At 72.2% G+C, this 24,381-nt stretch carries 25 protein-coding genes, 2 tRNA genes and 1 riboswitch; of the genes, 17 read left to right on the top strand and 10 right to left on the bottom strand.

Annotated features, from left to right (window positions below; translation table 11 throughout):
* Positions 1 to 73: 73 nt before the first annotated feature.
* Positions 74 to 940, bottom strand: a complete 867-nt coding sequence (locus tag AB0G11_RS31205; protein WP_219516053.1) for a helix-turn-helix transcriptional regulator — start codon at positions 938 to 940, stop codon at positions 74 to 76.
* 232 nt (positions 941 to 1,172) lie between these two features.
* Between AB0G11_RS31205 and AB0G11_RS31200 the strand changes: the two genes are divergently transcribed.
* On the top strand, positions 1,173 to 1,652 hold the full coding sequence (locus AB0G11_RS31200) for an ATP-binding protein (protein WP_219516045.1): 480 nt from the start codon (positions 1,173 to 1,175) through the stop codon (positions 1,650 to 1,652).
* A gap of 3 nt (positions 1,653 to 1,655) precedes the next feature.
* Here AB0G11_RS31200 and AB0G11_RS31195 read toward each other — a convergent pair whose 3' ends face one another.
* Positions 1,656 to 2,153 (bottom strand): hypothetical protein, encoded by a 498-nt coding sequence (locus tag AB0G11_RS31195; RefSeq protein ID WP_357590202.1) that lies wholly within the window; start codon positions 2,151 to 2,153, stop codon positions 1,656 to 1,658.
* Positions 2,154 to 2,247: 94 nt separating this feature from the next.
* Here AB0G11_RS31195 and AB0G11_RS31190 point away from each other — a divergent pair, with 94 nt between their 5' ends.
* Positions 2,248 to 2,478: a cold shock domain-containing protein gene (locus AB0G11_RS31190; protein WP_357590201.1), complete on the top strand. Its 231-nt coding sequence runs from the start codon at positions 2,248 to 2,250 to the stop codon at positions 2,476 to 2,478.
* Between the two features lie 111 nt (positions 2,479 to 2,589).
* On the opposite strand, the gene AB0G11_RS31185 is transcribed toward AB0G11_RS31190, so the two are convergent.
* Positions 2,590 to 2,663 (bottom strand) — tRNA-Pro (locus AB0G11_RS31185).
* Positions 2,664 to 2,753: 90 nt separating this feature from the next.
* Between AB0G11_RS31185 and AB0G11_RS31180 the strand changes: the two genes are divergently transcribed.
* Positions 2,754 to 2,827: transfer RNA gene (locus AB0G11_RS31180), tRNA-Gly, on the top strand.
* Positions 2,828 to 2,860: 33 nt separating this feature from the next.
* Here the strand turns inward: AB0G11_RS31180 and AB0G11_RS31175 are convergent.
* Positions 2,861 to 3,445, bottom strand: coding sequence for a hypothetical protein (locus AB0G11_RS31175; RefSeq protein ID WP_357590199.1), 585 nt, complete (start codon positions 3,443 to 3,445; stop codon positions 2,861 to 2,863).
* Between the two features lie 79 nt (positions 3,446 to 3,524).
* Between AB0G11_RS31175 and AB0G11_RS31170 the strand changes: the two genes are divergently transcribed.
* The 7 genes from AB0G11_RS31170 to AB0G11_RS31140 all read left to right on the top strand — a co-directional run bounded on the left by AB0G11_RS31170 (position 3,525) and on the right by AB0G11_RS31140 (position 11,075).
* Positions 3,525 to 4,190: a uridine kinase gene (locus AB0G11_RS31170; RefSeq protein ID WP_357590197.1), complete on the top strand. Its 666-nt coding sequence runs from the start codon at positions 3,525 to 3,527 to the stop codon at positions 4,188 to 4,190.
* Complete coding sequence (locus AB0G11_RS31165) at positions 4,187 to 5,497, top strand: TrpB-like pyridoxal phosphate-dependent enzyme (RefSeq protein ID WP_357590195.1); 1,311 nt, start codon at positions 4,187 to 4,189, stop codon at positions 5,495 to 5,497. The genes AB0G11_RS31170 and AB0G11_RS31165 overlap by 4 nt, the downstream gene beginning before the upstream one ends.
* A 213-nt stretch (positions 5,498 to 5,710) precedes the next feature.
* Entirely contained in the window at positions 5,711 to 6,490 is a 780-nt protein-coding gene (locus AB0G11_RS31160) for a DeoR/GlpR family DNA-binding transcription regulator (RefSeq protein WP_357590193.1), read from the top strand.
* A complete protein-coding gene (gene galT, locus AB0G11_RS31155) occupies positions 6,487 to 7,569 on the top strand; it encodes a galactose-1-phosphate uridylyltransferase (RefSeq protein WP_357590191.1) in 1,083 nt (360 codons plus the stop codon). Before AB0G11_RS31160 ends, galT begins: the two co-directional genes overlap by 4 nt.
* A gap of 65 nt (positions 7,570 to 7,634) precedes the next feature.
* A riboswitch (cyclic di-AMP (ydaO/yuaA leader) is annotated at positions 7,635 to 7,776 on the top strand.
* Between the two features lie 7 nt (positions 7,777 to 7,783).
* On the top strand, positions 7,784 to 8,743 hold the full coding sequence (locus AB0G11_RS31150) for a hypothetical protein (protein ID WP_357590189.1): 960 nt from the start codon (positions 7,784 to 7,786) through the stop codon (positions 8,741 to 8,743).
* A gap of 55 nt (positions 8,744 to 8,798) precedes the next feature.
* Entirely contained in the window at positions 8,799 to 9,329 is a 531-nt protein-coding gene (locus AB0G11_RS31145; protein WP_219515997.1) for a TetR/AcrR family transcriptional regulator, read from the top strand.
* An 81-nt stretch (positions 9,330 to 9,410) separates the two neighbouring features.
* The gene (locus tag AB0G11_RS31140; RefSeq protein ID WP_357590187.1) at positions 9,411 to 11,075 is read left to right on the top strand and encodes an alpha/beta fold hydrolase; all 1,665 of its coding nucleotides are present in this window, start codon (positions 9,411 to 9,413) and stop codon (positions 11,073 to 11,075) included.
* On the opposite strand, the gene AB0G11_RS31135 is transcribed toward AB0G11_RS31140, so the two are convergent.
* Together AB0G11_RS31135 and AB0G11_RS31130 are read right to left on the bottom strand one after the other, a co-directional pair.
* Positions 11,047 to 11,412, bottom strand: coding sequence for an MmcQ/YjbR family DNA-binding protein (locus tag AB0G11_RS31135; RefSeq protein ID WP_357590185.1), 366 nt, complete (start codon positions 11,410 to 11,412; stop codon positions 11,047 to 11,049). The genes AB0G11_RS31140 and AB0G11_RS31135 overlap by 29 nt on opposite strands.
* Positions 11,409 to 12,713 (bottom strand): site-2 protease family protein, encoded by a 1,305-nt coding sequence (locus AB0G11_RS31130; protein WP_219515970.1) that lies wholly within the window; start codon positions 12,711 to 12,713, stop codon positions 11,409 to 11,411. Before AB0G11_RS31130 ends, AB0G11_RS31135 begins: the two co-directional genes overlap by 4 nt.
* Positions 12,714 to 12,855: 142 nt before the next feature.
* Between AB0G11_RS31130 and AB0G11_RS31125 the strand changes: the two genes are divergently transcribed.
* On the top strand, positions 12,856 to 13,461 hold the full coding sequence (locus tag AB0G11_RS31125) for a response regulator transcription factor (protein WP_219515962.1): 606 nt from the start codon (positions 12,856 to 12,858) through the stop codon (positions 13,459 to 13,461).
* A gap of 162 nt (positions 13,462 to 13,623) precedes the next feature.
* Here the strand turns inward: AB0G11_RS31125 and AB0G11_RS31120 are convergent, their stop codons facing one another.
* A complete protein-coding gene (locus AB0G11_RS31120; RefSeq protein WP_219515955.1) occupies positions 13,624 to 14,736 on the bottom strand; it encodes a PP2C family protein-serine/threonine phosphatase in 1,113 nt (370 codons plus the stop codon).
* Positions 14,737 to 14,854: 118 nt separating this feature from the next.
* Here AB0G11_RS31120 and AB0G11_RS31115 point away from each other — a divergent pair, with 118 nt between their 5' ends.
* Positions 14,855 to 16,084 carry a GNAT family N-acetyltransferase gene (locus AB0G11_RS31115; protein ID WP_357590183.1) on the top strand — a complete coding sequence of 410 codons (1,230 nt, stop codon included), beginning with the start codon at positions 14,855 to 14,857 and terminating at the stop codon, positions 16,082 to 16,084.
* Between the two features lie 15 nt (positions 16,085 to 16,099).
* Positions 16,100 to 16,246, top strand: coding sequence for a hypothetical protein (locus AB0G11_RS31110; RefSeq protein WP_219515938.1), 147 nt, complete (start codon positions 16,100 to 16,102; stop codon positions 16,244 to 16,246).
* A gap of 12 nt (positions 16,247 to 16,258) precedes the next feature.
* Here the strand turns inward: AB0G11_RS31110 and AB0G11_RS31105 are convergent, their stop codons facing one another.
* A complete protein-coding gene (locus AB0G11_RS31105; RefSeq protein ID WP_219515936.1) occupies positions 16,259 to 16,732 on the bottom strand; it encodes a ribose-5-phosphate isomerase in 474 nt (157 codons plus the stop codon).
* Between the two features lie 102 nt (positions 16,733 to 16,834).
* On the opposite strand from AB0G11_RS31105, the gene def reads away from it, so the two are divergent.
* Together def and AB0G11_RS31095 are read left to right on the top strand one after the other, a co-directional pair.
* Entirely contained in the window at positions 16,835 to 17,320 is a 486-nt protein-coding gene (gene def / locus AB0G11_RS31100; protein ID WP_219515919.1) for a peptide deformylase, read from the top strand.
* A 9-nt stretch (positions 17,321 to 17,329) separates the two neighbouring features.
* On the top strand, positions 17,330 to 18,055 hold the full coding sequence (locus AB0G11_RS31095) for an SDR family oxidoreductase (protein WP_357590181.1): 726 nt from the start codon (positions 17,330 to 17,332) through the stop codon (positions 18,053 to 18,055).
* Positions 18,056 to 18,057: 2 nt separating this feature from the next.
* On the opposite strand, the gene AB0G11_RS31090 is transcribed toward AB0G11_RS31095, so the two are convergent.
* Positions 18,058 to 19,461, bottom strand: a complete 1,404-nt coding sequence (locus tag AB0G11_RS31090; RefSeq protein ID WP_357590179.1) for an aldehyde dehydrogenase family protein — start codon at positions 19,459 to 19,461, stop codon at positions 18,058 to 18,060.
* 103 nt (positions 19,462 to 19,564) lie between these two features.
* The gene (locus AB0G11_RS31085; RefSeq protein WP_219520008.1) at positions 19,565 to 20,185 is read right to left on the bottom strand and encodes a DsbA family protein; all 621 of its coding nucleotides are present in this window, start codon (positions 20,183 to 20,185) and stop codon (positions 19,565 to 19,567) included.
* Between the two features lie 90 nt (positions 20,186 to 20,275).
* Here AB0G11_RS31085 and pepN point away from each other — a divergent pair, with 90 nt between their 5' ends.
* Positions 20,276 to 22,807: an aminopeptidase N gene (gene pepN, locus AB0G11_RS31080; RefSeq protein WP_357590177.1), complete on the top strand. Its 2,532-nt coding sequence runs from the start codon at positions 20,276 to 20,278 to the stop codon at positions 22,805 to 22,807.
* A 123-nt stretch (positions 22,808 to 22,930) separates the two neighbouring features.
* A complete protein-coding gene (locus AB0G11_RS31075; protein WP_357590175.1) occupies positions 22,931 to 24,379 on the top strand; it encodes an ROK family transcriptional regulator in 1,449 nt (482 codons plus the stop codon).
* Positions 24,380 to 24,381: the final 2 nt, after the last annotated feature.

Below are 24,381 nucleotides of genomic sequence, written 5' to 3'. Positions count from 1 at the left end.
TATTGGCGCTGGGCATGCTCCGCCACGGCGGATCCAAACGCCGTCCGTCAGTCTAGGGCAGAGCAGGTAGCTCTCAGAACTCTTCGGCGATGACGCGCAGCAGCTCGATGGTCTCGTCCGGGGTTGTGCTGACGGCGCACAACCTCTCCATGACCTCGGTGTAGCGGTCCACGTCCTCACGCTTGTCCAGGTAGAGGGCGCTGGCGAGCTGCTCGACGTAGATCACGTCGGGCAGGTCGCTGTCGGGGAAGCGCAGGATGCTGAACGCGCCGCCCTCCGCGCTGTGGCCGCCGAAGCTGAACGGCATGATCTGGATGGTGATGTTCGGCTGGCGCATGAGGTCGATGAGGTGCTGCAGCTGCGCCTTCATGACCTCGGCGCCGCCGATGGGCCGGCGCAGCGCCGCCTCGTCGATCACCGCCCAGAAGACCGGGCCGTCGGGCCTGTCGATCACGCGCTGGCGTTCGAGCCGCAGGTCGACCCGCCGCGCGATCTCCTCCGCGCCGACCCCGGCGGATCCCGCCGTGACGACCGCGCGCGCGTACTCCTTGGTCTGCAGCAGTCCCGGCACGAACTGGACCTCGTACGTCCTGATCCGGGCGGCGGCCTCCTCGAGGCCGACGTACGCCTGGAACCAGGTGGGGAGGATGTCGTTGAAGCGGTGCCACCAGCCGGGTTCGTTGGCGGTCGCGACCAGGTCCAGCACGGCTGCGCGGGCCCCGTCGTCGACCACTCCGTACAGGGTGAGCAGGTCGGCCACGTCACGCTCCTTGAACCCGACCCGGCCCAGCTCCATACGGCTGATCTTGGACTCGGACCCCCGGATGAGGTGGCCCGCCTCCTCGCGCGTGACGCCCCTGCTTTCCCTGAGCCTGCGCAGCTGGGAACCCAGGAGGATGCGCAGCGCCGTAGGCCCGGAACCCGGCTGGTTCTGCGTCACTTTGCCTCCTATCAAGGTCCGCACACACAGTGACATCTGTTTGCCGGGTATGACAAGGTCTCAACCTGGTGTCCGATTCGGATACGTATGCGGAAATCGCTCATGCTGCTGCACATTGCACATGCACGTGCATTTGGGTCTTGCAGCGACACGGGATCGTGACCCATGATGGCCTAGTGCATATTGGGCCAAACATGCACTAAACCGAAGGCGACTGGGAGGTATCGGCGGGATGGTGGAGGATCCTCTGGCCACTGCCGACTGCCTGCAGATCACCCGTGAGGTGGGCTTCGACCAGCTCCTCACCTCGGGCAAGCCGTACACCACCGCGTGCCCGCTGCCCTTCCAGGCCGACTCGGTCAAGACCGCCAGGGACGTCACCCGCACCACGCTGAGCGGCTGGGGCCTGTCCGAACTGAGCGACGACGCGGCGCTCGTGGTCTCCGAGCTGGTGACGAACGCGGTCCGTTACGCCATGTACGCCCGGGGCGGGCGCGAGATCACGCTGCTGCTCATGCGCGTGGCGCCGCACGTCCTGCTGGCCGTGGCCGACCCGAGCGACGACGTGCCCACGCCCAAGGAGCCCGACTTCATCTCCGAGAACGGGCGCGGCCTCTACATCGTCGAGACGTACAGCCAGTGCTGGGGCTGGGACCCGCTGGCGCGCGGCGGCAAGGCCGTGTGGGCCCTGTTCCGCACCGACGAGTCCTGACCTTCAGCGCGTCCGCCGCTGGTAGGCCAGCGTGACGGCGGCCAGCAGCGGCGCCCACGTGACCAGCGGCAGATAGACGAACCCCACCAGCAGGTGCCCGGTGGCCGTCATGTCACCGTGCGGCACCGCCCACCAGAACAGGAACGGCGTCCACAGCACCGCCAGCACCACGACGCCCGCCCACGCCACCGCGAGCACCGCGCGGCGCGGGATCACCCTGCCTCCCGCGTACGGGACCCAGCGCGGCACCACCTCGCCCCACGGCCGCACCAGGCCGAGCGTCAGCAGCCCCGCCCCCTCGGTCAGCACGCTCAGCGCCACCAGGTACGCCGGCCCCGCCGCCCCCGTCCCCAGCAACGCGCGCAGGCCCTCCTCCGTGTAGCCGAGCGGGAAGCCGAGCACCAGGCCGATCCGCCACAGCCCGGACGGGAGCGCCACGAGGGCGGCGGCGTGCGCGGCCACCACCGGCCAGCGGGGGACGACGACGAGGTTCGTACGCATGGGTCCATCGTCGTGATCACGCGCTGGCGCCGCCTCCCGCCCGCGGGCCACCGCGCTCCCCCGCCCGGGGGACGCCCGTGCCAGGATGGGCGGCATGTCCGACAGCACGGTTCACGGCACGGTCAAGGTCTGGCACGCCGAGGAAGGATGGGGCGTCCTCTCCTCGCCGTCCCTTCCGGACGGGCACGACGCCTGGGCGCACTTCAGCGACATCATCGCCGACGGGTACCGGAGCCTGCGGGCGGGCGAACGCGTCACGTTCGAGTTGGTCCGGCGCGAGCAGGACGGCTTCCAGTACGTCGCCGAAAACGTACGGAGCCTCTGACCGCCGCCGCCCGGTCCGGCGTCCTGGAACTCGACCCGCGACCTCCCAAAAGCCACCCACTCAGTCACGCAGAAGGCCCCACCCGGGATCGGATGGGGCCTTTGAGCTGGGTCGGGGCGACAGGATTTGAACCTGCGACTTCTTGCTCCCAAAGCAAGCGCGCTGCCAAGCTGCGCCACGCCCCGTCGGCGCCGGGTACGCACACGCTCCGGGACTCCGGTACGCTTACGCCCTGACGACCGGATGAAGTCTAGACCAGAGTTCGACCGGTTCGCGCGGACGTAGCTCAATGGTAGAGCCCTAGTCTTCCAAACTAGCTACGCGGGTTCGATTCCCGTCGTCCGCTCCACAGCCGTAAGGCCCGCTCCGGCCCCCTGCCGTGTCAGGCGGGGGTGCACAGTCTGTTGAGTTCCGCGATGTCGGTCCGGATGTCTGCGAGCACCTCGTTCGGGTCGTTCATGACCATGCCGGTCAGGCGGAAGTTCAGTTCCTGGAACTCTCTGGCCAGCCTGGTGACCTTCTGCCCGACCGCTCCCTGGGCGTTCAGGGCCACGCCCATCAGCTCCGAGTACGCCTGCTGGGCCGCGCCTGCATGGCTGCTGCGGGTGTCGCCGGCGTTCCGGCTGTAGGCGTTGAGTGCGGCCGTCGCCTCGGCGCAGCCGATGGGGGGAACCGGGGGCAGCACCACGGACGTGACAGGGGCAGCGCGGGTGGTTTCCGGGTCGGGGGGCGGCGGGTCCGAAGGCGGGCGGCTGGTCTCCCGGTCGCGCGACGGGATGTACGGGGACGCGGACGGGGACGGAGTTTCTGTCCCGATGGGTTGCCCGGCGGGCGGGGCCAGGTACGCGATCAGCGCGACCACGGCCGCCACCGAGGCGGCGAGGGCGCTCACGGTCGCCGGCCAGTTCAGCTGACGGCCCTTGTCCCCGTCCGTCGCGGGCCGCTGCGCCGATCCGTTCTGCGTCATGGCCTCATCGTGGCCGAGTGATCGGGCCGGGTCCAGGAACGCGGGAGCACGCGCATCGGAGCCCGTAGGCTCGGACGTGATGCGTGCACGACCGATCTCGATGGAGGCGCTGGTCGAGGAGCTGGCCGAGGCGATCGCGGCGGGGCCGGGCGACGGCTGGGCGCGGGTGGTCGTCGACGGGGCTCCGGCGGCGGCGCCCGGGGAGCTGGCCGACCGGCTGGCGGCGCCGCTGCGGGTGCGCGGGCGGCAGGTGCTGCGGGTGTCGGCGGGTGACTTCCTGCGGCCTGCGTCGCTGCGGCTGGAGCACGGGCGGACCGATCCTGACGTGTTCTACGACGACTGGCTCGACGTGAAGGGGCTGCTGCGGGAGGTGCTGGAGCCGCTGGGCCCGGGCGGCTCGGGGCGGGTGCTGCCCGCGCTGTGGGACAGCCGCATCGACCGGGCCTTCCGGCTGCCGTACGAGACGCTGGCGCCGGGCGGGGTGCTGCTGCTGGACGGGACGCTGCTGCTGGGGCGGGGGCTGCCGGTCGAGCTGAGCGTGCACCTGTGGCTGTCGGCGGGTGCGCTGGAACGGCGCACGCCCGAGTCCGAACGGTGGCGGTTGCCGGCATATGACCGCTACGAGCGGGACGTGCGGCCCGCCGAGACGGCGGACGTGCTCGTACGGGCCGATCATCCGGGGCGGCTGGCCATGCGGGAAGGCGACTGGAACGGCGGCGCGCGGCGGCGCAGACTGGGTGGATGATCCCCAGCCACTGGTACAACATCGTTCCCGACCTGCCCGCTCCGCCTCCTCCGCCGCTGCATCCGGCCACCCGGGAGCCGGTGGGGCCGGACGATCTGGCGCCGCTGTTCCCGATGGAGCTGATCGGGCAGGAGGTGAGCCAGGAGCGGTTCGTGCCGGTGCCGCAGGAGGTGCTCGACGTCTACCGGCTGTGGCGGCCGACGCCGCTGGTGCGGGCGCGCCGGCTGGAGCGGGCGCTGGGCACCCCGGCCAGGATCTACTACAAGTACGAGGGTGTCTCGCCCGCCGGGTCGCACAAGCCCAACACGGCGGTCCCGCAGGCGTACTACAACGCGCGTGAGGGCGTGCGCCGGCTCACCACCGAGACCGGCGCGGGGCAGTGGGGCAGCGCGCTGGCGTTCGCGTGCGCCCAGTTCGGGGTGGAGTGCGAGGTCTGGATGGTACGGGCCTCCTACGACCAGAAGCCCTACCGGCGCTCCCTCATGGGGGTGTACGGCGCGACGGTGCACGCGAGCCCGTCACCGGTGACGATGTCCGGCAGCAAGGTGCTGGCCGGCCACCCGGACTCGCCGGGGAGCCTGGGCATCGCGATCAGCGAGGCGGTCGAGGCGGCGGCCGGGGCGGCCGACACCCGGTACGCGCTCGGGTCGGTGCTCAACCACGTGCTGATGCACCAGACGGTGATCGGCGAGGAGGCGCTGGCGCAGCTCGACGAGCGGCCCGACCTGGTCATCGGCTGCACCGGCGGCGGGTCGAACTTCGCCGGGCTGGCCTTCCCGTTCCTGCGCGGCAAGCTCGCCGGGGAGGGCGGGCCGGTGCTGCGGGCCGTCGAGCCGGCCGCCTGCCCGTCGTTCACACGCGGCCGCTACGCCTACGACTTCGGCGACACGGCCGGGCTGACGCCGCTGCTCAAGATGCACACGCTCGGCCACGGGTTCGTGCCCGACCCGATCCACGCCGGCGGGCTGCGTTATCACGGGATGTCGCCGCTGCTGTCGCACCTGTACGAGCTCGGGCTGTTCGAGGCGGTGACCCGGTCGCAGACCGAGTGTTTCGAGGCCGGGGTGACGTTCGCCAGGACGGAGGGCATCGTGCCCGCGCCGGAGCCGACGCACGCGCTGGCCGAGACCATCGCCGAGGCGCGGCGGTGCGCGGAGAGCGGCGAGGCGAAGGTCATCCTGACGGCGCTGTGCGGGCACGGGCACTTCGACCTCGCCGCCTACGACCGTTACCTGTCGGGCGAGATGACGGACTTCACGCTGCCGCAGGAGCGGATCGACGAGGCGCTGAGCGAGCTGCCCGGGTGAGTCAGCGCGCCGTGGGGCGCTTGCCGTGGTTGGCCTTCTTCTTCTTGCGTGCCTTGCCCTTGCGTGCGCGCTTGGCCATGTCGCATCCCTCCTGGTGATGGGGCTCTCTCAATGTCTCCCGCATCGGGGCGCTGGACAAGCGTCCCGGTGACCTAACATTCCCCAACATATTCGTGTCATAATTTGGTGGAATCTGTTGGAAGGAGCGGGGGCGTGCTCGCACAGCAGCGTCAGCAGGCGATTCTCGAACGCGTCCGCAGCGCAGGCGGGGTCCGGGTGGCCGATCTCGTGCGCGAGCTCGGCGTCTCCGACATGACGATCCGCCGCGACCTGGAGGTGCTCGCCGAGCGCGGGCTGCTGGAGAAGGTCCACGGCGGCGCCACGACGCTCGGCCCCGGCTCGACCGAGGAGCCGGGTTTCACCGCCAAGTCGGCCCGCCAGCAGCAGGAGAAGGAGTCCATCGCGCGGCGCGCCGCCCAGCTCGTCCGGCCCGGCACCGCGGTCGCCCTGTCGGCCGGCACCACGACGTGGGCGCTGGCCCGTCACCTGATCGGGGTGCCGGAGCTGACCGTCATCACCAACTCGATCCCCGTGGCCGAGGTCTTCCACCGCAATCCGCGCGCCGATCGCACGGTCGTGCTCACCGGCGGCGTCCGCACCCCCTCCGACGCGCTCGTCGGCCCGGTGGCCGTGGCCGCGATCCGGCGCCTGCACGTGGACACCCTGTTCCTGGGGGTGCACGGGATGAGCGTGCGGGCCGGGTTCACCACGCCCAACCTGCTGGAGTCCGAGACCGACCGGGAGCTGGTCAGCGCCGCGCACCGGCTGGTCGTGCCCGCCGACCACACCAAGTGGAACACGGTCGGCATCAGCACGATCGCGGAGCTGCGCGAGGCCGACGTGGTCATCAGCGACCCCGGGCTGCCCCAGGAGGCACGTACGGAGCTGGCCGAACGCGCCGGCGAACTGATCATCGCGGAGGGCTCGCAGTGAAGCGCACCATCACCCATCTGGCCGACGGCCGGGAGCTGATCTACTTCGACCGGCGTGACGACGCCGACCGGAGCGCGATCGACCGGCGGCCGCTCGATCCCCGGCCGGTGGCGTCGGAGCTGCGCTACGACCCGCTGACCGAGGAGTGGATCGCGATCGCCGGGCACCGGCAGACGCGCACGTTCCTTCCTCCGGCCGACGAGTGCCCGTTGTGCCCGTCGTCCGACACGCGGGCGTCGGAGATCCCGGCGGACGACTACGACGTGGTGGTGTTCGAGAACCGGTTCCCGTCGTTCTCCCGCAATCTCGGCAGTTACGCGGACGTGGGCGGGCTGAGCGAGGTCCGGCCGGGGGTGGGGCGGTGCGAGGTGATGTGCTTCACCTCCGAGCACGCCTCGTCGTTCTCGCAGCTCTCCGACGACCGGGTGGAGCTGGTCATGGAGGCGTGGGCCGACCGCACGGCCGAGCTGTCCTCGATCGAGGGCGTGGAGCAGGTGTTCTGCTTCGAGAACCGGGGCGAGGAGATCGGCATCACGCTCTTCCACCCGCACGGCCAGATTTACGCCTATCCGTACGTCACGCCGCGCACCAAGCTGCAGCTCGGCGCCGCCAGGCGCTATGCGGCGCGGCGGCCGGGGCGCAACCTGTTCGCCGACGTGCTGGCGGCCGAGCGGGAGGCGGGCACCCGGGTGGTGGCCGCCAACGAGCTGTGGACGGCGTTCGTGCCCGCCGCCGCGCGGTGGCCGTTCGAGGTGCATCTCTACCCGCATCGCCGGGTGCCGGACCTGGCGGCGCTGTCGGAGGCCGAGCGGGCGGCGTTCGCCCCGCTCTACACCTCGGTGCTGCGCGCGCTGGACGGGCTGTTCGGCGTCGCGATGCCGTACATCTCGGCCTGGCACCAGGCGCCGGTCCGGCAGGACCGTGAGCTGGGCTATCTTCATCTGGAGCTGTTCAGCATCCGGCGGGCGCCGGGCAAGCTGAAGTACCTGGCGGGATCGGAGTCGGCCATGGGAGCCTTCGTCAACGACGTGCTCCCGGAAGAGGCGGCACGCATGCTTCGATCACAGGTAGATCACTAATTGATTTCCGATTGATGTCGCATTACTCGTGATCTACCACTACTATCCCTTCAAGCGCGGTCATAGCACCGTGTACGCCTAATCCCGGGCGAGTTGCCCGGGAGCCGGGGACCCATCCGCACCTGGGGTGAATCCACTTCGGTGGTAGGGAAGCGACTCCCATGCCCGAACCCGTCAGCTAACCCGGCCGGCAGAGGGAGAGGAAACCCCGCACGTGGCGTCAGCGTCCCCCACGCGACTTGCCATCGGCGTCGTCACCGCGGCAGCGATGATGTTCGCCACCTGGTCAGCACCGGCCGCGGCCGAGCCCAAGCCGTCCGAGAGCCAGCTCCGCGGCGACCTGAAGCAGCTCAACAAGAAGGTCGACCAGCTCATCGAGCGCTACAACGCCAAACGCGTCGAGCTCGCCAAGGCCCGCGAGGCCGCCGAGGCGGCCAAGAAGCGGCTCGCCGCCGCCGACCAGGCGCTCGCCGCCGCCCAGTTGAAGGTGGGCGAGCTCGCCAGACTTCGTTACCAGAGCGGCACGCTGGGTCTGCCCTACTACATGGTGCCGCCCGACGGGGCCGGCGCGGCCGTGGTCGAACAGCTCACCGCCGAGCAGCAGGCCATCGTGGCCGGCGTGGCCGCCGCCCGCGACGAGCAGAAGAAGGCCGCCGACGCGGCCGCCGCCCTGGCCCGCCGGCTCAGCGCCGACACGACCGAGGTGGCCAAGCAGCGCGACGAGGCCGAGGACGTCATCGGCGACATCGAGAAGAAGCTGGAGGACCTGATCCCGTTCAGCACCGGGCGGCGCTCCGACGGCACCTGGGCCCCGCAGCTGCCGAGCGGCACCGACAACATCACCGCCCGCACCCGGGCGATGAAGGCGCAGATCGAGAAGAGCTTCAAGCTGCCGTTCAGCGTCGGCTGCTTCCGCTCGGGCTCCAGCGGCGAGCATCCGCTGGGGCGGGCCTGCGACTTCATGATGAGCGCCGGCGGCTCCATGCCCACCGCGGCCAACAACGCCCTCGGCGACCGCATCGCCGAATGGACCGTGAAGAACCGGGACAAGCTCGGGGTCAAGTACGTGATCTGGAAGCAGCGGATCAATCACGGCTCCGGCTGGAACGCCATGTCCAACCGCGGCAGCATCACCGAGAACCACTACGACCACGTCCACATCTCGATGCACTGACGTGGCCGACCGGCTCGGCGTTGACAGAATATGTAGATCGGTCTAGTTTTTCGGCATGGGCAAGAAGGGGGCCGAGACCCGGCTGCGGATCCTGGAGGCGACCCAGGAGCTGGTCGAGGCGGGCGGCTATGCCAATGCCGGGCTCAACCAGGTGATCGCCGCCAGCGGGGCGCCGCGCGGGTCGCTGTACTTCCACTTCCCCGAGGGCAAGGACCAGCTGGTCGGCGAGTCGATCCGGCGCGCCGGGGCGGCGATCGGGTCGGCCTTCGACGACCTGGCCGTGGACGAGGTGCTGCGGCTGCTGGGCGACCGGCTGGAGGAGTCGGGCTGGCGCAAGGGCTGCCCGGTGGCCACCGTGGCGCTCGAGATGGCCGCCGCCAGCGACCCGCTCCAGCAGGCGTGTTCGGAGGTCTACACGTCGTGGGAGGCCGCCCTGCGGGCGCGGCTCGCGGGGCGGCCGGACGCCGACGATCTCGCCGTCACCGTCCTGGCGCTGATCGAGGGGGCGCTGCTGCTGGCCAAGGCGCACCGCAGCCGGGAGCCGCTGGACCGCGTCGCCGCCGTGCTCGCCGGGCTGCTGCGCTGACCCCTGGGGCCGCCTCCCCGCCACGGAGGCGGCTCTTTTTATGGCCAGAAAATATGTAGACCGATCTATTAATGAGCTTCCTTGGACGCGATCGTCTTCGGCGCGACCGGCTTCGTCGGCCGGGCACTCGTCGCCGAGCTGCTGGGCCGCGGGCAGCGGGTGGCGGCGGCCGTGCGGACCGACACCCTCACCCCGTGGCTGGCCGAGCGGGGCGTCGCCACCGGCGGGCTGAACGTCGTCACCGCCGACCTCACCCGCCCGCTCACCGGACTCCCCCAGGCACGCGACGTCTACAACGCCGCGGCGCGCTTCGCGTTCGGCCTCGGCGTCGAGGAGGCTCGCGCCGTGAACGTGACCGGGGCGCTCCACGTGCTCGAATGGGCCGCCACGCTCCCCCGCCTGCGGCGGCTCGTGCACATCAGCGGCTACCGGGTGAGCGGCGTCCGCCCCGACTACGCCCGGCTGGGCGCGTACGAGGCGTCCAAGGCCGAGGCCGACCTCGCCGTTCATGCCAGGGCGCGCGAGCTGGGCGTCCCGCTGACCGTCGCCAACCCCAGCACGGTGATCGGCCCCGGCCAGCACCTCGGCCTGGCCTCCCTCGTCGGCGACCTGTGGAACGGGCGGCTCGCGGCGCTGCCCGGCGGCCCGGACGTCTTCCTGCCGGTCGTCACGTTGGACTACTTCACGCGCTTCCTGGCGGAGATCCCCGCCGCCCCGGCGGGCGAGGACCACTGGGTGCTCGACGACGACACGCCGCCGCTGCCCGAGCTGATCGGCCTGGTCGCCCGGCACCTCGGCGTGCGCGCGCCGCGCCGGACGATCCCCGTCGGCCTGGTGCGGCGGCTGCCGCGGGCGCTCACCGGCGCCGATCCGGAGACGCTGTCGTTCCTGTCGCCGGACCGCTATCCGACGGCCTCGGCCCGCGCCCTCGCCGCCCGGGCCGGCCTGGAGATGCCGCCGGTCGCCGACGCCCTGCGCGCCTGGGCGGACGACCTGGTGGCGGCCCGCTTCGGCGCGGCGACGCCGGGGCTGCGCCCGTACGGGTTCCGGGACCGTACGTGGGTGATGGGGGACGCCCGCGACCCCGGGCACGTGCTGCTCCACGGGCTGCCGGTGAACGCCGACGTGTGGGCGCGGGTGGCCGCCCTGCTGCCGGGGCCGGTTCTCGCGCCCGATCTGCCCGGGCTGGGGCGGTCCGCGCCTTCTGACCGGCCGGTGGAAGCGTGGCTGGCCGGGCTGATGGGGGGCGTGCGGACGCGGCCGACGCTGGTGGCGCACTCGCTGGCCTGCGGGCCCGCGCTGCGGTTCGCGGTCGAGCATCCCGAGCGGGTGGGCGGGCTCGTGCTCGTGGCTCCGGCGTTCCTCCAGGCTCCGGCGTCGTGGGCGGCGCGTTCGGCCGTGGCCGCGCCCCTGCTGCGCCGCATGTCCGCCGCCCGGCTGGCCGCCACGCTGGGCGTGCCGGAAGGGCCGGAGGTGGCGAGCGCCGCGCTGGACCTGCGCCGCCCGGGGGTGGCGCGGCGCGTGGTCGCGGCGCTGCGGGCGGCGTCGGCCGCGCGGGACGCCACGCGGGCGCTGCTGACACGGGTGCGGGTGCCCGTCGAGATCGTGACGGGCTCGGCCGACCCGCTGACGGCCGACCCGGGGCATCCGGTGACCGAGATCGCCGGAGCCGGGCACTATCCGCAGCTCACCCACCCCGACCAGGTCGCCCGGGTGCTCAGCCGGCCGGTGGCATCCGCTCGATGAGGGACTTGGGCGCGACCTGCCGGTAGGCGTCGGCGACGATCTCGCCGATCTCCGCCCAGTCGACGTCCACGTCCAGGAAGACGCCCAGCCAGCCGCGATGGCCCACGTACGGGGGCCGGAAGAAGCGGGCCGGGTCCTCGGCCACCAGCTCCTGCTGGACGCCGGGCGGGGCCGCGCACCAGAACGCGAGGCGGTCGTCGTGGTGGTGGTCGGCGAACATGACGAACGTCTTCTTGCCCCGCACGAACCAGGTGGGCTCGCCGTGGCTGAGCCGCTCGGTCGTCTCCGGCAGCGCGAGGCACAGCCGCCGGAGCTCGTCGAGCGGGCCCGCGGTCATCCGGTGAGCCTCAGCGGGTTGATCAGGTCGGCGTAGACCAGCAGCCCGGCCATGATGATCATGACGAAGGCGAGCGCGTAGGTGAGCGGCAGCACCTTGGCGATGTCCACGTACGCGGGCTCGGGGCGGCGGCGGACCCGGGCGTAGGCCCGCTTGAGGCCCTCCCACAGGCCGCCCGCGATGTGGCCGCCGTCGAGCGGCAGCAGCGGGATCAGGTTGAACATGCCGATCGCCAGGTTGAAGCCGGCCAGCAGGTTGACGAAGATGTGGAACTTCTGGATGCCGGTCAGGTCGGAGGCGAGGATCTCGCCGCCCATCCGCCCGGCGCCGACGACGCCGACCGGGCCCTCGGGGTCGCGTTCCTCGCCGGAGAAGGCGGCGTGCCACACGCCGACCATCTTCTCCGGCAGGTTGACCAGCGACTGCGCCACCCTGCCCGTGAGCTCGGCCATGTGACCGGCGACCGCGCCGATGCTCTGCTGCTGCATGACCTCGGTGGGCATGACGCCGAGGAAGCCGACGTTCTTCTCGATCACCTTGGGGTCGTCGGGCTTGGGCCGGTCCTGGGCGATGAGCGTGACGTCGAGCGTCATCGGCTTCCCGTCGCGCACGATGCCGAGCGCCACCTCGCCCGCGCCGTGGGAGCGGATCAGCCGGGTCGCGTCGGCCCACGAGCCGATCTTCTGGCCGTCGAAGGAGACGAGCTGGTCACCGACCTTGAGCTTGGCCTTCGCCGCGGGCGTCGCCTGGTCGCCGGGCCGGCACTCGGTGCGCTGCTCGCTGACCGGGATCACGCACGTGGTGGTGTCGGGCGAGACCACCGGCACCAGCGTGGGCATGCCGATGCCGACGAACAGCAGCGTGTAGAGGACGAAGGCGAGCACGAAGTTCATCGCCGGGCCGCCGGACATGATGATGACCTTCTGCCACCACTTCTTCCGGTAGAAGACCCGCTCCTCGTCGCCCGGGCGCACCTCTTCCTGGGCGGCCTCCCTGGCGGTCTCGATGAGGCTCTGGAACGGGCCCGTCGAGCTGCCGCGCAGCTTGGTCGGGTCGTCGCCGGGCCGGGGCGGCAGCATGCCGATCATGCGGATGTAGCCGCCGAGCGGCAGCCACTTGATGCCGTACTCGGTCTCGCCACGACGCCAGGACCAGGCGGTGGAGCCGAAGCCGACCATGTACTGCGTCACGCGGACGCCGAAGAGCTTGGCGGGCACGAGATGGCCGACCTCGTGCAGCGCGATGGACGCCATCAGTCCGATGAAGAAGATGACGATGCCCGCGACGAAGAGCCAATCCATGTACGCGCGCTCCAGGGAAGACGGAAATCCCGACCTACCCAAGGGTAGTCGAACTCCGCACACCTGGACGGGGGCTGCGCATGAACCGCCGTTGACAGTCCGCAGTCGGACGATCACCCTGGGACGTGACGGAGGGAGCGATTTGATCCGGATCCTGGTCGCCGAGCATCTGGCGCTGGTGCGGCGTGGTCTGGTGGCCTCGCTGGAGGCCGAGCCGGACCTGCGGGTGGTCGCGGAGGTGGCGAGCGCCGAGGACGTGCTGCCTCGCGCGCTGGAGTGCGAGCCGGACGCGGCGGTGGTCGACGCCGACCTGCCGGGCGTGGGCGGGCTGGGCGCGGCGGAGGCGCTGCGGGAGAAGGCGCCCGGGTGCGCGGTGCTGATCCTGTCGGCCCAGCCGCATCCGGGGCAGGTGCGCGGGGCGCTGGCGGCGCACGCCCGCGGGTTCATGACGCTCGACGTGGCGCCGGAGCAGCTCGCCGAGGGGTTGCGGCGGATCGCGGCGGGCGGCCGGGCGATCGACGCCGAGCTGGCCGTGGCCGCCCTGCAGTCGCCGGTCAATCCGCTGACCAGGCGGGAGATCGACGTGCTGCGGATCGCGGCGGGCGGCGCCCGGTCGGCGGAGATCGCCGACGAGCTCTTCCTGTCGGTGGGAACCGTGCGCAACCACCTGTCGCGGATCATGTGCAAGACCGGCGCGCGCAACCGGGTCGACGCGGTGCGCATCGCCAGCGACTCGGGCTGGCTGTGAGCGGGCTGGTGGTGTGCGGGCTGGTGATGCGGGCTGGTGGTGTGCGGGCGGGCCCCGGAGGAGCCGCGCCGTTCCCCCGGAGCCCGCGACTCTATGACGATCTCAGGATGCCGGGCCGGCGGCCAGTGACCGCGATCACGACCGCACCCGTGTGATTCGTCACTACGGGCGCCAGATGAGCACCAGCGCGCAGTCGTCGTTGTGGCCCGAGGCCATGGCGTTGACCAGGGCCCTGGCGCCGTCGCGGAACCCGGAGGGCAGCAGCCGCTCGGCCTCGCCCAGCAGCCGGTCGAGCCCGGCGTCGATGTCGCGGCCCGGCTGCTCGATGAGCCCGTCGGTGTAGAGCAGCAGCGCGTCGCCCTTGCGCAGGGTGCCGCTGTCGGGCTCGCAGTGCAGGTCGGGCACCACGCCGAGCACCACGCCCTTGGCGGAGGCGACCTGCCAGTTGCCGGTCCCGGCGTCGAACTTGACGACCGGCGGATGCCCGGCCGAGGTGATCGTGTAGTCGCCGGTGGCCAGGTCGAGCCGGACGTGCACGGCGGTGACGAAGCCCTCGTCGCCGCGCTGGCGGTGCAGGTAGGCGTTGCACGCGGGCAGGAAGTCGTCGACGGAGCCGAGCAGCCCGCCGAACGTGCCCGACAGCAGCAGTGCCCTGGTGCCGGCGTCGACGCCCTTGCCGGACACGTCGACGAGCGCGATGTCGACCCGGTCGCCGTCGCGCAGCGACACCAGGAAGTCGCCGCCGAACGAGGAGCCGCCCGCCTGCTTGAGCACCACCTTGCCGCCCCAGTCCTTGGGCAGCGGCGGCAGCTCGCCCTGGCTCCTGAGCCGGTCGCGCAGCTCCAGCAGCATCGCGTCGCCGCGCAGTCCCTGCACGCCGAGCTTGCCCCGGGTGCGGGCCATGAGCACGGCCAGCACCGTGGTGAAGCCGATCGTCACGAGCAGGCCGAGCCCGACGCTGCCCGGGCCGAGCTGCGTGGCCACGTAGCCGAGCGCGACGGCCACGGCGACGAGCAGCTTGACCAGGCTGCGCAGCCGCAGTTGCAGCCCGCCCACGAGGGTGACGAGGATGAGCAGCGACGGCGAGAACCACTCCGTGGACACCTCGGCGGCCAGCAGCCCGATCACCAGCGACACCACGGTCAGCGTGAGGAGCAGGTTGCGGTCGCGGGCCAGCGGGCGCCGCACCAGCCGTACGGCCTGCACCAGCAGCGGCACCCGCACGAGCAGGGCGCGGAGCCGTGGCGGGATCAGCGGCGCCGGACGGGAACTCATGATGCGCCTGACTGTATCGGTCTGGACCATGTTTGGGCAGCCCACTTGACCAGAGCCTTGATCATCGGGACCGGATACCCGGTGGCCGAGGCGCGGCGGCGCCTCGTACGGTGGACGGATGACGTTTCAGATCCGCCCGATAGCCGAGGCCGAGTGGCCGGCGTTCTCCGACGTGCTGGGCGAGGGGTTCGGCTGGACCCCGCATCCCCGCCAGCTGGACCGCTGGAAGAAGCAGACCGAGTTCGACCGCACGCTCGCGGCGTTCGACGGCGACACCATCGTGGGCTGCACGGGGGTGTACAGCCTGCGGATGACGGTTCCCGGCAGGGTGCTCCCGGTCGCGGGGGTGACCGCGGTCAGCGTGCTCCCCTCGCACCGCCGCCGTGGCGTGCTGTCGTCGCTGATGCGCAGGCAGCTCGCCGACGTGCGCGAGCGTGGCGAGTCGGTGGCCGCGCTCTACGCCTCCGAGGCGCCCATCTACGGCCGGTTCGGCTACGGCAGGGCGGCGGAGCTGATGTCGTTCACCATCGACAGGGCCGGCTCGGCGTTCGTGCGCGACGCGCCGCAGGACCCGTCGCTGCGGCTGCGGGTGGTCAAGCCCGCCGAGGCGCGCGGCGACTTCGAGGCGCTGTTCGCCGCCGTGTCGCCCCGGCGTCCGGGGATGTACGAGCGCCGGGCGGAGTTCTGGGACGCGGCGCTGGCCGACGAGGAGTTCGACCAGCAGGGCGCGGGCGCGCTCCGCTCGGTGGTCGCCGAGGACGACCAGGGGGTGCGCGGCTACGCGACGTTCCGGATCAGGCCCGGCATGGACGCCAGCGGCGTGCCCGACGGGGAGCTGAAGCTGCACGAGCTGTTCGCCGCCGATCCGGCCGCCTGCGCGCTGCTGTGGCGCAGCGTCCTCGACCGTGACCTGGTCGCGAGGGTGGTCGTCGAGAGCCGGCCGGTGGACGACCCGCTGTTCGCGCTGATGGCCGACTCGCGCCGGCTGCGCGCCCGCTGGACGGACGAGCTGTGGGTGCGCCTGGTCGACGTGGCCGAGGCGCTGGCCTCGCGCTCCTACGCGGCGCCGGTCGACGTGGTGATCGAGGTCGAGGACGACGTGTGCCCGTGGAACGCCCGCCGCTGGCGGCTGACCGCCGACACCTCGGGGGCCGCGTGCAAGCCGGTGGACGACGAGCCGGACCTGGTGCTCAAGGTCGCGTCGCTGGGCTCCGCCTACCTGGGCGACGGCGCGCTGGCCGAGCAGCACGCGGCGGGGCTGCTGGAGGAGCGCACCCCGGGCGCGGTGCGGGCGCTGACGACGGCGATGTCGTGGAGCCCGAAGCCGTGGGCGGGGCTGACGTTCTGACGTAGGGTCGGGGGCATGGCCCTGCAGAGCTTGCAGATCACCGCGATCACCGCGATGCGGGCGCGCGACGTGTCGCGCCCGTCGAAGGAGCAGCAGGAGGCCGCCGACCGGCGGCCCCTGCGTGACGAGACGCCCAGACGCGAGGCCCGGCGCCGCTCCTAGCCGCCCTCGGTGCTACTCCTGGGGCAGCGACGGGAGCTGGCCGATGGTCTCGTACGTCTCCAGCTGGGCGATGCGGCGGCTGTGGCGCTCGCTGCCGGAGAACGAGGTGGCCAGGAACGTCTCGACGAAACTGGTGGCCTCGTCGGCCGAGTGCATGCGCGCGCCCACGGCGATCACGTTGGCGTTGTTGTGCTCGCGGGCCAGGCGGGCCGTGTCGTCGCTCCAGGCGAGCGCGGCCCGGATGCCGCGCACCTTGTTGGCGGCGATCTGCTCGCCGTTGCCCGAGCCGCCGATGACCACGCCGAGGCTGCCCGGGTCGCCGGCCACGCCCTCCGCGGCCCGAAGGCAGAACGCCGGGTAGTCGTCCTCGGCGTCGTAGACGAAGGGACCGCAGTCGGTCACCTCGTGCCCGTGGTCCTTCAACCAGGACACGAGATGGTTCTTGAGCTCATAGCCGGCATGGTCGGCACCGATGTAGACACGCACGCCACCAGTCTTCCACAGCCCGGCCGACGCGGCTCCTGGCCCGCGCCCGCTCGCTAGAGTAAGGGTCAGCACCGCCCAGTAGTCCTTACGAGAGGAGCCGCCATGCGCGAGATCCGTTCGATCGGCGACCCGGTCCTGCGCACGCCCGCCGAGCCCGTCGAGGCGTTCGACCGCGAGCTGCGCAAGCTGATCGACGACATGTTCCAGGCCATGTACGCGGTCGACGGGGTGGGCCTGGCCGGTCCGCAGATCGGCGTCTCGCGGCGGCTGTTCGTCTATGACATCAGCGGGCGCAAGGGTCATCTCATCAACCCGGTGCTGACCGTGGACGACCCGGCGGAGGTCCTCGACGAGGAGGGCTGCCTGTCGGTGCCCGACCGGCGGACCGGCAGCCCGATCTACGCGCCGGTGGCCAGGGCGGCCGGGGTGACGGTCGAGGGGGTCGACCGGCTGGAGCGGCCGGTGCGGATCACCGCCAGGGGCTCGCTGGCGCGCTGCTTCCAGCACGAGACCGACCACCTCGGCGGCAAGCTGTACGTCGACCGGCTGCCGAAGAACGAGGCTCGCAAGATCATGCAAAAGGCGTAAGTTGGCCGTATGACTGTGCTTTCCGGCAAGGGCGCACTGGTGACGGGCGGCTCACGCGGCATCGGCAGAGCGGTCGTGGAGCGGCTGACGTCCGACGGGGCGAGCGTGGTGTTCAGCTATCGCCATGACAGGGAGGCGGCCGAGCGGGTCGCCAAGGAGACGGGCGCGCACGCGGTCCAGGCCGACCAGGCGGACAAGGACGACCTGCGGCGGCTGTTCGCCGAGGCGGAGGCCCGGCTGCCGGGCCTGGACATCCTGGTCAACAACGCGGCGGAGACCGGCCAGGCGCTGATCTCCGAGGTGACGGACGAGGTCTACGAGCGGGTGTTCGCGGTCAACGCCCGCGCGACGTTCCTGGCCATCCAGTGGGCGGGCCGGGTGATGCACGACGGCGGGCGCATCGTCAACGTCTCGACGCTCAACACCGAGCTGGCCGCCCCCGGCGTGGCCGTCTACGCCGCCAGCAAGGCCGCGGTCGAGCAGTTCGCCAAGGTGGCGGCGCGCGAGCTCGGCGGGCGCGGCATCACCGCCAACACGGTGCTGCCCGGCGCGACCGACACCGACATGCTGCGCTCGTCCAACCCGCCGGAGGCCCTGGTCCAGACGGTCGCGCTGACCTCGCTGGGCCGGCTCGGCCGGCCCGAGGACGTGGCGTCGGTGATCGCGTTCCTGGCCGGGCCGGACGGCGGCTGGGTGACCGGGCAGAGCATCCGCGCCACCGGCGGGCTCTACTAGCCCTACAGCTGCATCGACTTGACCTCGAAGAACTCCTCCAAGCCGTGCTCGCCGAGCTCGCGGCCGATCCCGGAGCGCTTGTAGCCGCCGAAGGGGGCCATCGGGTTGAACCGGCCCCCGTTGACGGCCACCTGCCCGGTGCGCAGCCTGCGCGCCACGGCGACCGCGCGCTCCTCGGTGCCCGCCCACACCGCGCCGGCGAGCCCGTACGGGGTGCCGTTGGCGATCTCGACGGCCTGGTCCTCGGCGGTGTAGGGGATGATCGTCAGAACCGGGCCGAAGATCTCCTCCTGCTCGATCGTCATGCCGGGCTCGACCGCGGCGAAGACGGTCGGCTCGACGTAGAAGCCGCGGGGCAGCGGGCGCTCGGTGCCGCCGGCCACCAGCCGGGCGCCCTCCTCGTGGCCCCGGTTGATGTAGCGGACGACGCGGTCGCGCTGGGCGGCGGAGACGAGCGGGCCGATCCTGGTGGCCTCGTCGAACGGGTCGCCGACGGTGTACTTGGCGGTGGCCTCGACGGCCAGGCGGACGGCCTGGTCGTACTGGTCACGGTGGACGATCATGCGTGACCAGGCGGAGCAGGTCTGGCCGGCGTTGACGAAGCAGTTGGCGACGCCCGCCTTGACGGCGGCGGTGAGGTCGGCGTCGGGCAGGATGAGGTTGGCGGACTTGCCGCCGAGCTCCAGCGCGACGCGCTTGACGCCGTCGGCGGCCAGCGTGGCGACCCGGCGGCCGGCCGCCGTGGAGCCGGTGAAGGAGACCAGGTCGACGGCCGGGTGGGCGGCCAGGGCCTCGCCGACGACCGGGCCGCGCCCGCTGACCAGGTTGAACACGCCGGGCGGCAGGCCGACCTCTTGCAGGATGTCGGCCAGCGCGTAGGCGGCCAGCGGGGCGACCTCGCTGGGCTTGAGCACGACCGTGCAGCCGGCCGCGAGCGCCGGGGCGACCTTGGCGACGATCTGGTGCAGCGGGTAGTTCCACGGCGTGATGGCGGCGACGACGCCGACCGGCTCCTTGACGACGAGCGAGTTGCCGACGCGGGTCTCGCGCGGGTGGGTCTCGGCGAGCTGGGCGTAGGAGGCCAGGACGCCGGCGGGCATGAGCGTCTGCACCTTGAGCGCGAAGCCGAGCGGCGAGCCCATGTCGGCGGCGATGGTCCTGGCGATGTCGTCGGCGCGCTGCACGAGCAGCTCGGCCGCGGCGGCCAGCGGTTTGGCCCGGTCGGCGGGCGGCAGCGACGACCAGGCGGGGAAGGCCCGCGCGGCCGCGCGCACGGCGGCGTCGACGTCTCCGGACGCGCCCGCGGGCACCCGGTCGATGATCTCCTCGGTGGCCGGGTTGACGACCTCGACGGCTTCTCCCGAGACGGAGGCGGTCCAGGCACCGCCGATGTAAAGCTGACGCATGACGCCATCCTGGCGTGCTCCGCGTCACAATGCGAGGCGGCCACGGATCCGGGGATGAGCACTGCCACCCCCGGACGCAGCTTCTTCTACCGGCGCGGGGTGTTCAGTCGAAGCGCGGCGAGCCGTCGCGGGTGCGCTTGAGCTCGAAGAAGTTCTCGAAGCCGGTCACGAGCAGGACTCCGTCCCAGAGCCGGCCGGCGTCCTCGCCCCTGGGGATGGAGTTGATCACCGGGCCGAAGAACGCGTTGCTGCCGACGCGAATGACGGGCGTGCCGACGTCCTGGCCGACCAGGCCGATGCCCTCGTTGTGCGAGCGCCGTACGGCCTCGTCGTGGGCGTCGGAGTCCATCGCGGCGGCGAGCTCGCGGTCGAGGCCGGCGCCGGCGAGGGCGTCCTCGACGGTGGCGCGCAGGTCGTCGAGCCGGTCGATGGCGCGCTGGTTGTGCAGGCGGGTGCCGAGCTCGGTGTAGAGGGGGCCGACGACGTGGTCGCCGTACTTGGCGGCCGCCGCGGCGACGACGCGCACCGGGCCGATGGCCTTGGCGATCTGCTCCCGATAGGCCTCCGGGACGTCCTTGTCCTCGTTGAGCACGTTGAGGCTCATGATGTGCCAGCGCGCCTCGACGGGACGGACCTTCTCGACCTCTACCAGCCACCGCGACGTCGCCCAGGCGAACGGGCAGAAAGGATCGAACCAGAGATCCACAGGAGTCTTCTCAGTCATGTGTGGTCATAACCTGGGGAGGTCGGCGTCCTATTCCTGGCGTGGCAGGATACCGACAAACCCCAACGAAGTGGTGAAAAGGAGCGCAACTTGGCAGGCAACCTCACCCGGGACGAAGCGCGCGAGCGGGCCCGGCTGTTGAAGGTCGAGTCGTACGAGGTCGCACTCGACCTCACGACGGGGGACGAGCGCTTCGACAGCGTGACGACGGTCCGTTTCGGCAGCACCAGCCCCGGCGCTTCCACCTTCGTCGACCTGCACGGCGCGCGCGTGCGCAAGGTCACGCTGAACGGCGAGGAGCTCGACCCCGGCAGCTACGACGCCGACCAGGGCCGCTTCCCGCTGCCCTCGCTCGCCGCCGCCAACGAGCTGCGCGTCGAGGCCGAGTGCGCCTACATGCGCACCGGCGAGGGCCTGCACCGCTTCGTCGACCCCGTCGACCAGAACGTCTACCTGCACAGCCAGTTCGAGACGGCCGACGCGCACCGCATGTACGCCTGCTTCGACCAGCCCGACCTCAAGGCCACCTTCCAGCTCGCCGTGCGCGCTCCCGAGAGCTGGGAGGTCGTCTCCAACGCCGCCGCGGGCAGCGTCGAGCCCGCCGGCGACGGGGCCAAGCAGTGGACGTTCCCCGCCACGCCGGTCATGTCCACCTACATCACGGCGCTCGTCGCGGGCCCGTACCACAAGGTGACCTCCGAGCACGACGGCATCCCGCTGGGCGTCTACTGCCGCGCCTCGCTGGCCGAGCACCTCGACGCCGACAACATCCTGGAGGTCACCCGGCAGGGGTTCGACTTCTTCCACTCGGTGTTCGGCGTGCGCTACCCGTTCGGCAAGTACGACCAGCTCTTCGTGCCGGAGTTCAACGCCGGAGCCATGGAGAACGCCGGCTGCGTGACGTTCCTGGAGGACTACGTCTTCCGCTCCCGCGTCACCGACGCCGTCGTCGAGCGGCGCGCCGAGACCATCCTGCACGAGATGGCCCACATGTGGTTCGGCGACCTGGTCACCATGCGCTGGTGGGACGACCTGTGGCTGAACGAGTCGTTCGCCACCTACATGTCCGTGCTCGCGCAGGCCGAGGCCACCCGGTGGGGCGGCGGCGCGTGGACCACGTTCGCCAACGTGGAGAAGGCCTGGGCCTACCGCCAGGACCAGCTTCCCTCCACCCACCCGATCGCCGCCGACATCCCCGACATGCAGGCCGTCGAGGTCAACTTCGACGGCATCACCTACGCCAAGGGCGCCTCGGTGCTCAAGCAGCTCGTCGCCTACGTCGGGCTGGACAACTTCCTGGCCGGGGTGCGCGACTACTTCGCCGAGCACGCCTGGGGCAACACCGAGCTGAAGGACCTGCTCGGCGCGCTGGAGCGGACCTCCGGGCGCGACCTGTCGTCGTGGTCGAAGGAGTGGCTGGAGACCTCCTGGGTCAACACGCTGCGCCCGTCGTTCGAGGTCGCCGACGGCCGCTTCACCTCCTTCGAGGTGCTGCAGGAGGCCCCGGCCGACTACCCGACGCTTCGCTCGCACCGCGTCGCGATCGGCCTGTACGCGCTGCGCGACGGCGCGCTCACCCGCACCAAGCGGGTCGAGCTGGACGTCGTCGGCGCCCGCACCACCGTGGCCGAGCTGATCGGCGAGGAGCAGCCCGACCTGGTCCTCGTCAACGACGACGACCTCACCTACGCCAAGATCCGGCTCGACGAGCGGTCGCTGCGCACGCTCGTCGACGGCGGCATCGCGGCGTTCACCGAGTCGCTGCCGCGCGCGCTGTGCTGGTCGGCGGCCTGGGACATGACCCGCGACGGCGAGATGTCCACCCGCGACTACGTCAAGCTGGTCATCTCGGGCATCGCCACCGTCAAGGACCTCACGGTCCTCCAGGCGGTGCTGCGGCAGGCCCGGCAGGCCGTCCAGCAGTACGCCGAGCCCGCCTGGCGCGGCGAGGGCCTGGCCCTGCTGGCCGACGCGCTGCGCTCGCTCATCGGCTCCGCCGAGCCCGGCTCCGACCACCAGCTCGCCTACCTCCAGGCGTTCGCGCCGGTGGCCACCTCCGAGGCCGACCTGGCCATGCTGGCGGCCATCCTCGACGGCTCCGAGGTGCCCGACGGGCTGACCGTCGACGCCGACCTGCGCTGGACCCTGGTCAACGCGCTCGTCGTGGGCGGCAAGCTCGGCGAGGCCGACATCGAGGCCGAGCTCAAGCGCGACCCGACGGCCACCGGCGAGCGGTCGGCGGCGCAGTGCCGGGCCGCCGTGCCCACCGCCGAGGCCAAGGCCGCCGCCTGGGAGCGGATCATCGGCGGCAAGCTGGCCAACCACATCGCCCGTACGACGATCGGCGGCTTCCAGGACCCGCACCACCCCGAGCTGCTGGAGCCGTACCGGGAGAAGTACTTCGCCGAAGTGGGGCGGATCTACCGGGAGTGGACGTTCGACCAGGCGTCGACGTTCGCGGTCGGCTGCTTCCCGACGCTGATCATCGAGGAGGCGACCGTCCAGGCCGCCCGCGACTACCTGGCCGCCGAGCAGCCGCCGCAGGCTCTGCGCCGGCTCATCCTGGAGGGCGCCGACGGCGTCAGCCGCGCGCTGCGCAACCAGGCGCGGGACGCCTCCTAGTCCCCCGCACACAGACCCCGGAAGGCCGTGCGCCTTCCGGGGTTTTCTGTTGCCCCTTGACAGGCGGGCGGCCCCGGGCTCATATTCTTCACCACTAACTTTATGTCTAAAGAAAGTGGTGGCATGGCCGGAAGCGACCGCGGCGACCTCACCAGGACCGCGATCCTCGCCCTGCTCGGCACCGTCGGGCCGCTCAGCCGCAGCGAGATCGCGCGGGAGCTGGACGTCAGCCCCGCGACCGTCACGCAGCTGACCCGCGAGCTGATGGGACACGGCATGGTCGAGGAGCTCGACCTCAAGCCGTCCCGGGGCGGGCGGCCCGCCCAGCGGCTCGGCCTCGTCGGCGGCGCCGGGCGCGCCCTCGGCGTCAAGGTCACCGCCGACCACCTCGTCCTCGTCGACGTGCGGCTGGACGGCGAGGTGCTCGGGTCCTGGGTGCGGCCCTTCGATCCCGCGGCCGCCGACGCGCCCGGCGACCTCGCCGACGCCGTCTCCTCCGTCCTGACGGCCATCACCGGGGGGCCGCCGCTGCTCGGCGTCGGCGTCGGCGTGCCCGGCTCCGTCGACGACCAGGGCGTCGGCACCGTCAACGCGCCCACGCTGGGATGGCAGGCCATGCCCGTCGGCGAACGGCTGCGGCGGCGGCTCGACCTGCCCGTGCTCGTCGAGAACGACGTCAACGCGCTCGCGGCGGCCGAACGGCTGTACGGCAGGGGGCGGACGCACCGGGACTTCCTCGTGCTGACCATCGGGCGCGGCGTCGGCGCGGCCATCGTCGCCGACGGGCGCGTGTACCGGGGGGCGCGCGGTGGCGCCGGCGAGTTCGGCCACCTGTGCGTGGACCCCGCCGGGCCGCCGTGCGGGTGCGGCGCCCGGGGCTGCCTGGAGGCCTTCGTCGGCTCCACCGGCCTCCTCGCCGCCGCCCGGGCCAAGACCGCCCACCCCAACCCCAGCACCCCCTCGGAGGGAGCACCCCACGGCGAGGGCACCCCCCTCACGGAAAGCGGGCCTCTCGGGGGGACCGGGGCCCTCGGGGGCAGCGGGACCCTCGGGGAGATCGGGGCCGTCGGGGGCAGCGGGATCCTCGGGGAGATCGGGGGCCTCGGGGGAACCGGGGGCCTTGGGGAGGGAGCGGCTCACCGGAGCCCCGCCCCCCTTAGGGACGGCGCGCCCCTTGGGGAGGGGGCCGGGGGGGCGTTGGGAGCGGTGGCGGCGTTGGGGCGGGCGGCCGTGCGGGGGGACGCGGTGGCGCGGGAGGTGTTCGCCGAGGCCGGGGAGATCCTGGGGCGGGCCACGGCCGGGCTGGTGAACGTGGTGGACCCGGAGGTGGTGGTGGTGCTCGGCGAGGGCACCGCCGACTGGCCGTTCTGGCAGGTGGGGTTCGATCGGGCGCTTCGGGCGCAGCTCTACCCGGGGCGGCGGGACATCGCGGTCGAGGTGGAGAGCTGGGACGAGACGAGCTGGGCGCAGGGAGCGGCGGCGCTGGTGCTGGCGACGCCGTTCGACGCGGCCGGGGCCGCCGGGGAGCAGGGCCGCCTGGTGCGCGCCCGCCTCATCGGGACCACGCCGTGAGC

The sequence above is a fragment of the Nonomuraea sp. NPDC023979 genome, from assembly GCF_040639085.1.
Lineage (GTDB): Bacteria > Actinomycetota > Actinomycetes > Streptosporangiales > Streptosporangiaceae > Nonomuraea > Nonomuraea ceibae.
The sequence above is the reverse complement of the archived record's forward strand: the minus strand, read 5'-3'. Positions and strand labels throughout refer to the sequence as shown.

Excerpts from the sequence above, each read along its gene's own strand:
- AB0G11_RS31115 (WP_357590183.1), top strand. The coding sequence starts at position 14,855 with ATGACGTTTCAGATCCGCCCGATAGCCGAGGCCGAGTGGCCGGCGTTC.
- AB0G11_RS31090 (WP_357590179.1), bottom strand. The coding sequence starts at position 19,461 with ATGCGTCAGCTTTACATCGGCGGTGCCTGGACCGCCTCCGTCTCGGGA.
- AB0G11_RS31135 (WP_357590185.1), bottom strand. The coding sequence starts at position 11,412 with ATGACCGCGGGCCCGCTCGACGAGCTCCGGCGGCTGTGCCTCGCGCTG.
- AB0G11_RS31165 (WP_357590195.1), top strand. The coding sequence starts at position 4,187 with ATGATCCCCAGCCACTGGTACAACATCGTTCCCGACCTGCCCGCTCCG.
- AB0G11_RS31175 (WP_357590199.1), bottom strand. The coding sequence starts at position 3,445 with ATGACGCAGAACGGATCGGCGCAGCGGCCCGCGACGGACGGGGACAAG.
- def (WP_219515919.1), top strand. The coding sequence starts at position 16,835 with ATGCGCGAGATCCGTTCGATCGGCGACCCGGTCCTGCGCACGCCCGCC.
- AB0G11_RS31145 (WP_219515997.1), top strand. The coding sequence starts at position 8,799 with ATGGGCAAGAAGGGGGCCGAGACCCGGCTGCGGATCCTGGAGGCGACC.
- AB0G11_RS31130 (WP_219515970.1), bottom strand. The coding sequence starts at position 12,713 with ATGGATTGGCTCTTCGTCGCGGGCATCGTCATCTTCTTCATCGGACTG.
- AB0G11_RS31110 (WP_219515938.1), top strand. The coding sequence starts at position 16,100 with ATGGCCCTGCAGAGCTTGCAGATCACCGCGATCACCGCGATGCGGGCG.
- AB0G11_RS31190 (WP_357590201.1), top strand. The coding sequence starts at position 2,248 with ATGTCCGACAGCACGGTTCACGGCACGGTCAAGGTCTGGCACGCCGAG.
- AB0G11_RS31200 (WP_219516045.1), top strand. The coding sequence starts at position 1,173 with ATGGTGGAGGATCCTCTGGCCACTGCCGACTGCCTGCAGATCACCCGT.
- AB0G11_RS31085 (WP_219520008.1), bottom strand. The coding sequence starts at position 20,185 with ATGACTGAGAAGACTCCTGTGGATCTCTGGTTCGATCCTTTCTGCCCG.
- AB0G11_RS31170 (WP_357590197.1), top strand. The coding sequence starts at position 3,525 with ATGCGTGCACGACCGATCTCGATGGAGGCGCTGGTCGAGGAGCTGGCC.
- AB0G11_RS31120 (WP_219515955.1), bottom strand. The coding sequence starts at position 14,736 with ATGAGTTCCCGTCCGGCGCCGCTGATCCCGCCACGGCTCCGCGCCCTG.
- AB0G11_RS31095 (WP_357590181.1), top strand. The coding sequence starts at position 17,330 with ATGACTGTGCTTTCCGGCAAGGGCGCACTGGTGACGGGCGGCTCACGC.
- AB0G11_RS31075 (WP_357590175.1), top strand. The coding sequence starts at position 22,931 with ATGGCCGGAAGCGACCGCGGCGACCTCACCAGGACCGCGATCCTCGCC.
- AB0G11_RS31195 (WP_357590202.1), bottom strand. The coding sequence starts at position 2,153 with ATGCGTACGAACCTCGTCGTCGTCCCCCGCTGGCCGGTGGTGGCCGCG.